The sequence below is a fragment of the Vibrio palustris genome (assembly GCF_024346995.1).
GTDB classification, from domain to species: Bacteria; Pseudomonadota; Gammaproteobacteria; order Enterobacterales; family Vibrionaceae; genus Vibrio; species Vibrio palustris.
The window spans coordinates 1,663,367-1,675,778 of record NZ_AP024887.1 but is presented as its reverse complement, the minus strand read 5'-3'; the positions used below and the strand labels follow the sequence as shown (position 1 = coordinate 1,675,778).

Genomic DNA, 12,412 nt, shown 5'->3' with positions numbered 1-12,412 from the left:
AAATAATTGCCGTAGTTATACTTTATTTATTCACAAGGGCAGCCCCAAAGAAGCGATGGTGGAAAAGAAAAAAGGCACTGAAAGTGCCTTTTAGCGCAAGAATGATTAAGATGGTGCAGAGCTAAACCACAGCTAATAAAATGCCACCGATTGTTGCTGCTGCCTTCAAATATTTTCCAGCAGAATATGAGCTATCTTCTTCTGCTTTTTCATTGATTTCGTCAGGCCTATCCAATCCCAATGCACCATAAGTAAAGGATTCTACTTTATCACTCAGGCTTTTTTCTTTAGGTAGCGATAACGTTCCTGTCTCATCGATGTGCTCCAACGTTTTCATTAACGCTTGCCCCTGTTTAGACAGTGACACGGTATCTGAAGTTTTATCGTGCTCAACGAGTGAAAAGTTCGGATCTACCTCGACTTTCTTGGGCTCTGAATGTGTCGCTGTATGAGTTTTCACCGTTTGGGTGGAGTTCAGGTGCGCAGAGCCTGTTCCTACTGGGTTCATACTTTTCTCCTAAGTCATTCTTAGTAATGCTATCGGCTGCGCAACAGAAAACTTGCGCAGAATTTACATTAACCAAGCATAATAACCTTAGCAAACACTGTGCCTAACTTTATTTTTACAAACATTATTCGCTATTGTGTTAATAAATGAGTTAAATAATGAGGTGTAACGCATAATTTTAAGCAGTGTTTGTGCCAATAGACCGACGTTAAAGGCTGACTGATAAAGAAAAAAAATATCAAAATGTGATATAAATCGACCTGTTAGGATTTACGATACAGGTGAACCATAAAATCCGCTTCACATGGGAAAATCGTTGCCTGAGACAATGAATCACGAAAATTGTCATTGGCATGCCAATAAAACGGAGTCATTTGTAATAAATCGAAGGCATCGCTACCTGGTAGCGCCATGGTGTAATTGACCTTTTCACTGTGCTCTAGCGTAAATCCATCCAGTGACTCGGGGGTTTCATCGTGCAGTTTAACAGTATCGTAAATACATTCTTTATATTCAAATAGATGTCGGGCAGCGGGGGTGACTGTCAGTAAAAAACCACCAGGACGAATACAGCGTAAGATTTCTTTCGGGTTACTGGGAGCATAAATGCGCACGACGGCATCTAAACTGTGCTCAGAAAAAGGTAAACGCTGACTCGAGGCAACGCTAAAGTGGCAATGATGGTAACGTTTTGCCGCGTAACGTATTGCGACTTTAGAAATATCTAATCCGTAGATCGTCGCATTGTTATCACGAGACTGTAAGGTATTGGCGATATGTGTGGTGTAGTAGCCTTCCCCACAACCTAAATCTAAGACTTGATTGCATGTGCCTGCTAAGTGCTCTGTACATAGTGTGGCGACGCGATCACGCATCGCATCATAATGACTGCCATTGAGAAAACGCCGCCTTGCTTGAGTCATGGCTTTGTTGTCACCGGGATCTTTAGAGCGCTTATGTTGAACAGGCATTAGATTTACGTAGCCTTCTTTTGCGATATCAAACTGATGTTGATTATCACATACGTAGGAGCGTACTTGGTGTGTTAGCGGCGTGTGACATAAAGGGCATTGATAAGCCATACATAATCTCAAGTGTTTAATGAATGGCGGTAGTGTAACGATCTGCTGTCTAAATACCAAGAGCGATGGGGCGCTCTTGGTTGGAAATTATTAAGTAATTAGCGTTTAGCGTGGACGGCTAGAGATATTGGTCGATAATTGGTAGGTTTTTGCCGGTTGTACGGTTTTTCCTTCTTCTATCGTCGGCGCATACCATACTGACTCAACACATAACATGTGCTGATAGCCATCGTCTTGCATGTCAGCCATGCTTTGCGCACCTTCTTGCCATGGGTTCCAGACAACCGCACTGTTGTGCCCTGAGTTTTTGATGATAATGTCACGACCTAGAGTCGGGTCATGTACCACAATTTCCTCTTTTGGCTCGGTATAGATACGATCAATAGCTGAGGTTACGCTTAATGTTTCTGGTTCAGCCTGTGGGGCATTTTCATCCAATTTATCGATGAATGTTTTACCTAAGCCGGTGACACTTAATGTGTCTATATCACCAATATTTAAGTAGGTGTGCAGGGCGCCAGTAAATGTCCAAGGGTGACCGCCGATATTCATCACTTCAAGCGTAACGTTGAGTTCTTCGCCTACTTCAAACAGAAGCCTTGCTTTGAATGGGTGTGGCCACGTTGCATCTGTGCCTTGGTCATCTTTTAATTGCAAAGTAATTAAAGCATTTTCCTGCGTGATCTGATAAGCATGTAGCTGCCATTCACTGGTTCGAGCAAAACCATGAGAGGGGGACGCTGCTTTTGCAAACCATGGAAAACATACAGGGATACCACCACGGATCGCGGCTTTACCATCAAACTGACTGTTGTCACTGAGCCAGAGTAAATCTTCTTCACCAGTCGGCTGATAAGACAGCACGTGAGCACCATGTAATGAGATAACACCACTGGCTTTAGGGTGACGAACACGAATAGCTCTAGATTCACCGACGTAAATAAATTCAATACTTTTAGTCAGAGAGTAATCAATGGGAGCCGTATATAAATTCATAGGTCTAACCCTTACGTTGATATAATTATTGGTCGCATGAACAACCCACACAAAGATAAGCTACATTGTGCACAAAAAGTAGGAATAAAAAAAGGTGGCACTAGGCCACCTTTTTTATTCTAGCAAAAAGCTTACATTACTTAGAAATGTGCGCGATTAGGTCTAGAACTTTGTTTGAGTAACCGATTTCGTTGTCGTACCAAGATACCACTTTAACGAATTTGTCAGTTAGGGCAATTGCTGCACTTGCATCAAAGATAGAAGTGCGAGTGTCGCCGTTGAAGTCTGTTGATACAACAGCATCTTCAGTGTAACCAAGAACGCCAGCAAGCTCGCCTTCAGAAGCGGCTTTCATTGCTGCTTTGATTTCATCGATAGACGCTGCTTTTTCTAGGTTAACGGTTAGGTCAACAACAGAAACGTTAGCAGTTGGTACGCGGAATGCCATACCGGTTAGTTTGCCGTTAAGCTCAGGTAGTACTTTACCTACTGCTTTAGCTGCACCAGTTGATGATGGGATGATGTTTTGAGCCGCACCACGACCACCACGCCAGTCTTTTGCAGACGGACCGTCAACAGTTTTTTGCGTTGCTGTTGTTGCGTGAACAGTCGTCATAAGACCAGATTCGATACCAAACTTGTCGTTTAATACTTTAGCAACAGGTGCAAGACAGTTAGTTGTACAAGATGCGTTAGAAACGATGTCTTGGCCAGCGTAAGCGTCGAAGTTTACACCGTTAACGAACATTGGCGTTGCGTCTTTAGAAGGGCCAGTAAGAACTACTTTCTTAGCACCAGCTTCGATGTGTTTACGAGCAGTTTCGTCTGTTAGGAAAAGACCTGTTGCTTCTGCAACAACGTCAACACCGATTTCGTTCCATTTAAGGTCCGCTGGGTTACGCTCTGCTGTTACACGAACAGTTTTACCGTTAACGATAAGGTTACCGTCTTTTACTTCAACTTCGCCGTCGAAACGACCGTGAGTTGAATCGTATTTTAACATGTAAGCCATGTATTCTACATCGATTAGATCGTTAATGCCGACTACTTCGATGTCTTGACGAGCTTGCGCCGCACGAAATACGAAACGACCGATACGGCCAAAACCGTTAATACCTACTTTGATAGTCATTATAGTTGCTCCACAACTTAAATTTCTGAAGAAAAGGAAACTGGTAGTAAAATTACAGAATCCGGTTAAAGTCTGCAACAGATAATCCGACTTAACTTGTTTAAAGTCAAAAAAAAGACGTGCTTTTTTTTATAATCCGTCATGATTGTGTGTTTTTTGCGCTTAGTGATGAATTCTGCTTACCAGTAAGCACGAAAGCGAGTCTATTCGTTAGTTTATCAATAGATTTGGGACCCGCTGAAGGCGTAAGTATGTGCTACAACGCATTTACGATGCAAGTAATATCAGACAGAATAGGCCTGTAAAATTGACAAAAATAGAGAGATAAACGTGAATATGGATGACAAAAAAAACATTAAATCAAATGACTACTGGCGCGATAAACTGACGGAAGAAGAGTTTAGAGTGTGTCGGGAGCAGGGAACTGAGCGTCCATATTCAGGGACATTGCTACATAATAAGAAGTCTGGGATCTATCATTGCACTTGTTGTCAATCACCTCTGTTTGTATCGAGTAATAAATACGATTCCGGCTGTGGTTGGCCAAGTTTTGATGCACCGATAGCGTCGGAAGCCGTGCGCTATATCAAAGATACCAGTCATGGTATGGAGCGAATCGAGATTCGCTGCGCGGAATGTGACAGTCATTTGGGGCACGTATTCCCTGATGGGCCGGATACGACAGGTGAACGTTATTGTGTGAATTCGGTGTCGTTAGTTTTTAACAACGAACATACGCAATAAAAATATGACGATGGAACGGGTGACCATTCCATCGTCATAGTCAATGTTAACTTACGCTGGTTAATTATTTGAGTAAATCGGGAACCAAGTTGGCTTTATAATTGCCTTCTTTGAGGGCCACAATGATTTTATTGGTGATCTCATCATAGGTTTTATATTGCTGCTTGGTAAACCCATACAATAACTGCAGTTCTTGTGCCGATGCGATGTTGACACCATATTGTTTGGCCACGATAGCCCAAATATAGGCCTGCGGCTTGCGATCTAATAGCTGATAGTTACTGGCTAATGATTTGATAATGTCCAAGTTAAGATCGTCGTCATCGGTATACAGTTCTAATGCATGATTAAGTAGTTGAATGGTTTTTTCAGGATCACGAGAGGTATAGAACGTCGCCAGTGCATATTGCATCTTGGGTGTATTCAATTTAGCACTGCCTTCCATTTGTAAGAATTGTCGCTGAGCTTTCTTATCGCCAGTCTGACTCCATAGAAAATACAGCGCCTCTGGATCCTTAAGTTGACGAATGCGCTCAACTAATATTTCTTCATCCTCGGTAGAATTGCGTAGAGCAATAAAACGTTTTTCTTTTAGCTTTGTTTGATCGATAGCGCGAATTTGTGATGCTAAATTCAAGCACTTTTGATACGCAGCCAGCGTGTGGTATTCCTTAATAAGGTTATCGACTGAGGCATCTTTTAGCACGCTATAACGTTGCCATATAAGGTCGGTTCTTGTAATGCGACATTGGCCATCATTAATATTAAGACGTTCACACCTTAGATTTGGGTTATCATCACACAACTGGCTGGTATTGTTGCGGTTCTCAAAACACCCACTGAGCAACACAGTGATCAGAGTAATATAGGTCAATTTCATGATATTCATAGGGCTCACTTGTGATCCATAACACTTATTGTTTTAGCTGGTCTTGACTGAATATGCCAGAAAGTTATGTTGTCATGCTGTAGACTTGAGCGATAAGACTCATTCATTAACTACGAGAATTCGTTATGGATAAACAACAACTCATTAATGCTATTACTCCAGACATCTATCAACGTTTACGTAGTGCCGTCGAAACCGGTAAGTGGCCGGATGGTACCGCGTTGACACAGCAGCAACGTGACTCTTCGATACAAGCGGTCATGATGTATCAAGCTAAGCATAATGTCGACGCCGATCATATGACGATTGATACTCAAGGGGAGATGGTGTTTAAATCAAAACGTGAATTACAACAACAGTTTCAAGATGAAGATGACCAGATTATACGCGTAAATTTAAGCAAAGAGTCATAAGAATAGGTCTAAAATTAGCGAGAATGCCGTTCTTTACTTAAGTCAGAACGGCATGAAATATAGTCTTATAAGGACATTTCACCACGTAATACTTGCTGCATTTTCTGTTTCACTTGTTCATAAGTGAGGTCTTGGCTCAGTAAGTAATGCAATTTAGCCAGTGCAGCCTCTGGCGTCATATCAAAACCACTAATCACGCCAGCGTCATTGAGCGCACTGCCGGTTGCGTAGCCTTCCATATTGACTTTACCTGCCAAACATTGGGTGAGGTTGACTACAATGACGCCACGTTCAGATGCATCTTGTAACTGAGCGAGTAATTCTGGATTTTGCGGAGCATTCCCTACACCAAAAGTCAGCAGAATCATGGCATTTACTGGTTGCATCAACGTGTTACGAATGACTTCATAAGAGATCCCCGGATACATAGTGATAACTCCAATAGGCTGGGGAGTAATATTATGAACCCGAAACTCTCCTTCCGGCCGAACATCAATAGCACTGTGGTTACCGACTTGAATGTTAATACCGGCTTCCAATAGCACTGGCATATTAGGCGAAGTAAACGCATTGAAACCATCAGCATGAGATTTGGTACTACGATTACCGCGCATCAATTGGTTATTAAAAAATAATGTGACTTCATTAATCGGGAAGCGTGCGGCGATATGTAGCGCGTTGAGTAAATTGGCTTGGCCGTCTGAGCGTAACTCAGCCAACGGAATTTGTGAGCCAGTCACGATGACCGGTTTACCGAGATTTTCGAGCATGAACGATAATGCAGAGGCGGTGTACGCCATAGTATCGGTACCGTGTAAAATCACAAAGCCGTCATAGTGTGCGTAATTGTCACGAATATCATCAGCGATTTTTTGCCAGTCTAACGGTGTCATGTCAGAGGAGTCGATGAGCGGGTCATACTCTTTGATTGTATATTTTGGCATTTCTTCGCGATGGAATTCTGGCATATTTGCCAGTTGTTTTTCCATGTAGCCAGCGACTGGCACATAGCCGTGGTCCGATTTGGTCATGCCGATGGTGCCGCCTGTATAAGCGATATAGATATGTTTTCTGGCCATAGCTAAACATTACTCGTGTAATAAAAGTGAGAGAGGTGAATTATAATGAAAAATCTAAGAATAAATACAGGCGCTTAAACCAGCGCCTGTGAATAATGAAATGAGTCGAAATATTTCGCCTGTTTATTTGACTTGGCAAGGTAAGCAGTAAGCATACTCACCTTTGGGATCGTTAAACTTACTGAGCAAAGAAGCACTGGTGCTTAATTGCTGAGCTGCTGGCTGCAATGCTTCTGGGATTAAGCTAGAGATATTGAGCCCTAGGCTGGCATGCGCTTCGCTCATTAAGCCTTTAAGTAACTGCTGGGCTGGTGTCAATGGCTCTTCCATCCATTGTAAGTTGTAATGCTTAAGTTTGGCCATTTTAGCTGCCGCATCCACCGCATCGTCAAAATCACCCAGTTGGTCAACTAAGCCGTTTTTCACCGCGTCTTGCCCGGTCCAAACATGACCTTGTGCAATCTCGTCGACCTGTTTGGTCGACATATTACGATATTTACCAACCAGAGAAATGAAGCGCTGATAACCATGATCAATCGCTAATTGCATGGCTTGTTTAGCGCCGTCACTAAGACCCGATGTCACGCCTTCACCTGAAAACGGCGTTGTGCCGACACCATCAGTTGCAATGCCGAGTTTGGATAAGCCTTTTTCAAATGTGGGTATGACACTAAATATGCCAATAGAGCCCGTTAATGTTGTTGGTTGCGCGATGATTTTGTCAGCGGCCATTGAAATCCAATAGCCACCGGACGCGGCTAAACTTGACATGGAGACCACGACCGGCTTACCTGCGGCTTTCAGAGTGGTGAGTTCTTCACGTACCACTTCTGAAGCAAATGCGCTTCCTCCTGGGCTATCAACACGTAATACGACCGCTTTCACGTGTGGGTCATTGCGTGCATCTCGCAATTGCGCTGCGAGTGTATCGCCACCGACTACGCCGTTGGATTCTTTGCCATCTTTAATTTCGCCACTGGCCACAATGACCGCAATATCACTATTGGCTTTAGGTTGCTCTGTGGGTAAAGAGTCTTTGTATTGATAGTAGCTAATGGATTGGTAGCTATCGGCTCCGTTACTGCCAAATTTATTGGCAAGTAGACGACGGACTTGATGACGGCTAGTGAGCTTATCAACCAAACCGAGACGTAAAGATAAATCGGCTAAGCTACCTTTGGACTGCCTGAATTCTTTTAAGAACGTTTCCATATTTGGACGCAATACTTTGACATCAATATGACGGTTGGTCGCAACATCGTCGGTATAAGCCCCCCACAATTGACCTAACCAGCGTGTGGCCGCTTCACGTGCCGCTGGAGACATGTTGTTTCTCATGAAAGGCTCTACGGCCGATTTGTATGTACCGACACGAAAAATATGAGCATTAACATTCATTTTTTCGAGGAAGTCTTTCATGTAAAGCCCGTAAGCACTATAGCCTTTGAGTAATACGGAGCCTTCTGGCGAGAGGTACACTTTATCGGCATAACTGGCTAGGTAATATTGGCTTTGACTATAGAAGTCCCCGGTGGCGAAGACTGGCTTACCAGAAGATTTAAATTCGTTAATCGCTTTGGCGATATAACGTAATTTAGTCAAACTTGTACTTGGCATATCGCCCAGAGATAACACTAGTCCGGTAATCGCCGGATCGGTTTTGGCGTGGCGAATGGTGTGTACGATATCAAATAATACATTTTCTTTGGGCATATCGTCGCCAAGTGCCGAGCCTTTGAATGAATCAAGAGGGGTAAGGTAACTCGCTTTTTCGACAATAGGGCCATTAAGGTTGAGCACGAGTGCCGACGGTTGGCTTTGCTCTGGCGGAGTTGTTTTGGTTGCATTGCTAATACCAAACCAAATCGCCACCACGAGTATGATAAATAGGACATTTAATAAGGCCACTCTCAGAAAGGTAATGGTTTTCCATAAGCCTTTGATGAGTTTGCCTAAATAACCAAACAGTGTTTTCATTGTCTCTCCAAGTCTAGCGCTGACGTTAACTTTATATTCAATGCATAATAATAGGCGTAATCCTACGTGATTACCCATGAGCAAACAATCATTACGCATGCGGTATGAGGTTAGTGTATGAGTAAATTATGAGTTTTGACAATGAGATAATAAAGCTTGTGACGAGTGAGGAGTGGAGAAAAGGTCAATAGGCTCTGGCTATATATCCTAATTGCAGCGCCATACAACTAGAATCGGCATAGCCAGAGTGACATGGTTATAAAATAATGGTTTTGTTACCTTGCACAAAAACTCGATCGCTGAGGACTTTACTTAAGGCTCGGCTCAAAACATTTTTTTCAACATCTCGGCCTGCTTGTGCCATATCTTTCGCGTTTGAAGTGTGATCAACAGGAATGACATCTTGTTTGATAATTGGCCCCTCATCGAGATTACTCGTGACAAAATGTGCCGTCGCACCGATGATTTTCACACCGCGCTCATAGGCTTGGTGGTAAGGCTTTGCGCCAATAAACGCAGGCAAGAAACTATGATGAATATTAATGATTCGGTACGGAAAGTGCTCGACAAAATCTGGACTTAGAATGCGCATGTATTTCGCTAGCACTAGGTAGTCGGGCTGGTATTGTTCAATCACTTCGAGCATTTGGGTGTCATGTTGAGCACGTGTTAAGTCGTCGTGAGAAACACAATGGAACGGAATGCCAAAACGCTCGGTGAGGGCTTGTAGGTGATCGTAATTACCAACAACGGCTGCAATGTCTACATCTAAACTACCATCGAAATTCTTCATCAAAATATCGCCCAAGCAGTGTGATTCTTTAGTGACAAGAATCACCACACGTTTACGTTGTGCGCTGGCGAGTTGATATTTTGCTCCTTCAGGGAGAGCCTGCTTTAAATCGGCGAGTAAAGTAGTGTCATTAAAGTATCCTTCTAGCTCAGTACGCATAAAAAACTGGCCCGTCGTGTTGTCGACGAACTCACTGTTATACGTAATGTTGAGTTGGTGTTTGTAACAAATGTTCGTGATTTTAGCGATAAGACCAGGCTTATCGCAGCAGTGTGTTAGCAGCGTTTTCTTTTCCATCAATCGATGACTTCCATAATAATTTTTATTGTATAAACCTACTCTGAAACAAGCGCAGTACTTATTGCTTTTTAGAGAGAGCGACTATAATTAATTCATAATAAAGTGAGTTGCAACCTTTATACCCCTTCATTGGCGTGTATCCGGTTACAGCGTTCGATGTTGTTGCAAGGATGATGACAATGGCAACCAATAATTGGCCTAGAATTAATCAACTTGAGGATAACACGATGGATAGAGACTTTTTAGCCCACAAACTGTATTGCGAACGTGTTCGCGCATTGATAGGCGATGATATGCTTGATAACCAACTGATTGAACGCTGCTGGGAAAGTAAAATGTCACCGTCAGAGGCGGTGCGATCGTTGAGTGAACTCACGCCCGAAGAAACGGTTTTTTCGGCGTCACCTTGGCTGCAACGGTACTTAAGCCGTTAATTGTCTTTTGATATGACTTAGGTGGCTGTGTCTGTTTAATACGTCGTTGCTGGCGGAGTAATTAGAGTCGCGCCGATCGCAGAAAGCTGACATAATTAAGGCCACCTTCATTGTTTTTTTGATATGGAATGATCGCAAAAACCTTTTCTCAACAGGGGGCGTTAGGCCAAGCTATCCCTGGATTTCAGCCTCGTCAGGCACAAATTGATATGGCGCAATCGGTCGCCGATGCTATCCGCAATGACGGCCAACTGGTTGTGGAGGCAGGGACTGGAACGGGGAAAACCTTTGCTTATCTCGTCCCTGCACTATTGAGTGGTAAAAAAACCATCATCAGTACGGGTTCAAAAAACCTGCAAGAACAGCTGTTCCACCGTGATCTACCGTTGATGATCCGCGCGCTAGGCTTTTTTGGTAAGGTCGCATTATTAAAAGGGCGCTCGAACTACTTATGTCTGGATCGTTTGAGCCGCCAAATGATAGAGAGTCACACCAACTATGCCGACCCTACACTATTGAGCCAATTGGTCAAAGTTCGTCAATGGTCATCTGAAACGAAAAGCGGCGATCTGGGGGAGTGTGAGTCGCTTCCTGAAGATAGCATGATCATTCCGACCATCACATCAACCAATGAAAATTGCCTTGGTAAAGAATGCCCAAGTTATGACGATTGCTTTGTGTCTAAAGCACGTCGTAACGCAATGGATGCCGATGTAGTTGTGGTCAATCATCATTTATTCTTAGCTGATTTAGCCATTAAAGAGACAGGATTTGGTGAATTAATTCCTGAAGCTGAAGTGTTTATTTTTGATGAAGCTCATCAGTTGCCTGATATCGCTAGTCAATACTTTGGTCAGTCACTGTCTAGCCGCCAGGTACAGGAACTCGCGAAAGACATTGAAATTGGTTATCGTACTGAAGCAAAAGACATGCGTCAGTTACAAAAAATTGCAGAAAAATTGCAACAAAGTGCGATGGATTTACGCTTAGCGTTAGGGGATACCGGTTATCGAGGCAATTGGCGTGAGGCGATTGCCTCTCCAACGGTTTTACGTGGTGTCGAGCGATTAAAAGAAGGGTTAGACTTTGCGCTTGAAGTATTAAAGCTTGCCTTAGGCCGCAGCCAATTATTGGATGCCGCGTTTGAACGTGCCACTTTAATTAAAGGCCGTTTAGATCGCGTTTGTGACGTTTCCATTACCGGATATTCATATTGGTTTGATACTACGCCTCGTCATTTTATTTTGCACATTACACCGTTAACGGTCGCTGATAAATTTCAAGAGCAAATGAACATGCACCCAGGTGCTTGGGTGTTTACGTCTGCGACGTTGGCGGTAAAGGATGACTTTTCTCATTTTACGCATCGCCTAGGCCTTAAACCGCAAGCGCAATTTTCATTAGCAAGCCCCTTTGATTATCACAATCAAGCAAAGTTATGTGTGCCACGTTATTTACCAGAGCCGAATAGCGCGGGCATAGCCAAAAAGCTGGTGGCAATGTTAGCGCCAATTATTGAAGCTAATGGTGGCCGTTGTTTCTTTTTATGCACTTCGCACAGCATGATGCGCGAGTTAGGTGAGTTGTTTCGAGAGCAACTGTCGCTTCCGGTGTTATTGCAAGGAGAAACAACGAAACAGAAAACGTTGGCTGAGTTTATGGATCTCGGCAATGCGCTATTAGTGGCCACGGGCGCATTCTGGGAAGGGATTGATGTTAGAGGCGATGCCTTAAGCTGTGTTATCATTGATAAGCTACCGTTTACGGCACCTGATGATCCATTGCTTAAAGCGCGCATCGAAGATTGCCGTTTACGCGGTGGTGATCCCTTTAGTCAGGTACAATTACCTGAAGCGGTGATAACCTTAAAACAAGGTGTCGGACGACTGATTCGTGATAAGAAAGATCAAGGTGCGCTGATCATTTGTGATAACCGATTGGTAACACGTGATTATGGCGGCACGTTTTTAGCGAGTTTACCTCCTATTCCACGTACAAGGAATTTGCAGGTGGTCAGCGACTTTCTTCAAACACTACCTAAAACAGAAATAAATTAGAGAATTCA

At 43.4% G+C, this 12,412-nt stretch carries 12 protein-coding genes; 4 read left to right on the top strand and 8 right to left on the bottom strand.

Translation table 11 applies throughout. The features are described from left to right. Positions 1-121 precede the first annotated feature (121 nt). The 4 genes from OCU30_RS07910 to gap all read right to left on the bottom strand — a co-directional run bounded on the left by OCU30_RS07910 (position 122) and on the right by gap (position 3,718). Complete coding sequence (locus tag OCU30_RS07910; RefSeq protein ID WP_077312428.1) at positions 122-508, bottom strand: hypothetical protein; 387 nt, start codon at positions 506-508, stop codon at positions 122-124. Between the two features lie 263 nt (positions 509-771). After that, on the bottom strand, positions 772-1,590 hold the full coding sequence (rlmA, locus tag OCU30_RS07905) for a 23S rRNA (guanine(745)-N(1))-methyltransferase (protein WP_077312431.1): 819 nt from the start codon (positions 1,588-1,590) through the stop codon (positions 772-774). A 105-nt stretch (positions 1,591-1,695) separates the two neighbouring features. Continuing rightward, positions 1,696-2,586: a D-hexose-6-phosphate mutarotase gene (locus OCU30_RS07900; protein ID WP_077312433.1), complete on the bottom strand. Its 891-nt coding sequence runs from the start codon at positions 2,584-2,586 to the stop codon at positions 1,696-1,698. Positions 2,587-2,722: 136 nt separating this feature from the next. Next, positions 2,723-3,718 carry a type I glyceraldehyde-3-phosphate dehydrogenase gene (gene gap / locus OCU30_RS07895; RefSeq protein WP_077312435.1) on the bottom strand — a complete coding sequence of 332 codons (996 nt, stop codon included), beginning with the start codon at positions 3,716-3,718 and terminating at the stop codon, positions 2,723-2,725. 336 nt (positions 3,719-4,054) lie between these two features. Between gap and msrB the strand changes: the two genes are divergently transcribed. Continuing rightward, positions 4,055-4,462, top strand: a complete 408-nt coding sequence (gene msrB / locus OCU30_RS07890) for a peptide-methionine (R)-S-oxide reductase MsrB (RefSeq protein ID WP_077312437.1) — start codon at positions 4,055-4,057, stop codon at positions 4,460-4,462. Between the two features lie 64 nt (positions 4,463-4,526). Here msrB and OCU30_RS07885 read toward each other — a convergent pair whose 3' ends face one another. Further along, positions 4,527-5,351: a DUF2989 domain-containing protein gene (locus OCU30_RS07885; RefSeq protein WP_077312439.1), complete on the bottom strand. Its 825-nt coding sequence runs from the start codon at positions 5,349-5,351 to the stop codon at positions 4,527-4,529. A 125-nt stretch (positions 5,352-5,476) separates the two neighbouring features. Here OCU30_RS07885 and OCU30_RS07880 point away from each other — a divergent pair, with 125 nt between their 5' ends. Beyond that, the gene (locus tag OCU30_RS07880; RefSeq protein WP_077312441.1) at positions 5,477-5,764 is read left to right on the top strand and encodes a YeaC family protein; all 288 of its coding nucleotides are present in this window, start codon (positions 5,477-5,479) and stop codon (positions 5,762-5,764) included. Between the two features lie 65 nt (positions 5,765-5,829). Here OCU30_RS07880 and ansA read toward each other — a convergent pair whose 3' ends face one another. The 3 genes from ansA to purU all read right to left on the bottom strand — a co-directional run bounded on the left by ansA (position 5,830) and on the right by purU (position 9,910). After that, on the bottom strand, positions 5,830-6,843 hold the full coding sequence (ansA, locus tag OCU30_RS07875; RefSeq protein ID WP_077312443.1) for an asparaginase: 1,014 nt from the start codon (positions 6,841-6,843) through the stop codon (positions 5,830-5,832). A gap of 123 nt (positions 6,844-6,966) precedes the next feature. Next, positions 6,967-8,820 (bottom strand): signal peptide peptidase SppA, encoded by a 1,854-nt coding sequence (sppA, locus tag OCU30_RS07870; RefSeq protein WP_077312445.1) that lies wholly within the window; start codon positions 8,818-8,820, stop codon positions 6,967-6,969. Positions 8,821-9,076: 256 nt separating this feature from the next. Continuing rightward, a complete protein-coding gene (purU, locus tag OCU30_RS07865) occupies positions 9,077-9,910 on the bottom strand; it encodes a formyltetrahydrofolate deformylase (protein ID WP_077312447.1) in 834 nt (277 codons plus the stop codon). Between the two features lie 182 nt (positions 9,911-10,092). Between purU and OCU30_RS07860 the strand changes: the two genes are divergently transcribed. Together OCU30_RS07860 and OCU30_RS07855 are read left to right on the top strand one after the other, a co-directional pair. Beyond that, entirely contained in the window at positions 10,093-10,347 is a 255-nt protein-coding gene (locus tag OCU30_RS07860) for a hypothetical protein (protein ID WP_235861818.1), read from the top strand. Between the two features lie 128 nt (positions 10,348-10,475). Next, positions 10,476-12,404 carry a DNA repair helicase YoaA gene (locus OCU30_RS07855; RefSeq protein WP_077312449.1) on the top strand — a complete coding sequence of 643 codons (1,929 nt, stop codon included), beginning with the start codon at positions 10,476-10,478 and terminating at the stop codon, positions 12,402-12,404. The last annotated feature ends 8 nt before the right edge of the window (positions 12,405-12,412 follow it).

What these genes read in the sequence shown, in the direction of transcription:
- rlmA (WP_077312431.1), bottom strand. Translation starts at nt 1,590, where the DNA reads ATGGCTTATCAATGCCCTTTATGTCACACGCCGCTAACACACCAAGTA.
- OCU30_RS07910 (WP_077312428.1), bottom strand. Translation starts at nt 508, where the DNA reads ATGAACCCAGTAGGAACAGGCTCTGCGCACCTGAACTCCACCCAAACG.
- msrB (WP_077312437.1), top strand. Translation starts at nt 4,055, where the DNA reads ATGGATGACAAAAAAAACATTAAATCAAATGACTACTGGCGCGATAAA.
- ansA (WP_077312443.1), bottom strand. Translation starts at nt 6,843, where the DNA reads ATGGCCAGAAAACATATCTATATCGCTTATACAGGCGGCACCATCGGC.
- OCU30_RS07880 (WP_077312441.1), top strand. Translation starts at nt 5,477, where the DNA reads ATGGATAAACAACAACTCATTAATGCTATTACTCCAGACATCTATCAA.
- OCU30_RS07860 (WP_235861818.1), top strand. Translation starts at nt 10,093, where the DNA reads ATGGCAACCAATAATTGGCCTAGAATTAATCAACTTGAGGATAACACG.
- gap (WP_077312435.1), bottom strand. Translation starts at nt 3,718, where the DNA reads ATGACTATCAAAGTAGGTATTAACGGTTTTGGCCGTATCGGTCGTTTC.
- OCU30_RS07855 (WP_077312449.1), top strand. Translation starts at nt 10,476, where the DNA reads ATGATCGCAAAAACCTTTTCTCAACAGGGGGCGTTAGGCCAAGCTATC.
- sppA (WP_077312445.1), bottom strand. Translation starts at nt 8,820, where the DNA reads ATGAAAACACTGTTTGGTTATTTAGGCAAACTCATCAAAGGCTTATGG.
- OCU30_RS07885 (WP_077312439.1), bottom strand. Translation starts at nt 5,351, where the DNA reads ATGAATATCATGAAATTGACCTATATTACTCTGATCACTGTGTTGCTC.
- OCU30_RS07900 (WP_077312433.1), bottom strand. Translation starts at nt 2,586, where the DNA reads ATGAATTTATATACGGCTCCCATTGATTACTCTCTGACTAAAAGTATT.
- purU (WP_077312447.1), bottom strand. Translation starts at nt 9,910, where the DNA reads ATGGAAAAGAAAACGCTGCTAACACACTGCTGCGATAAGCCTGGTCTT.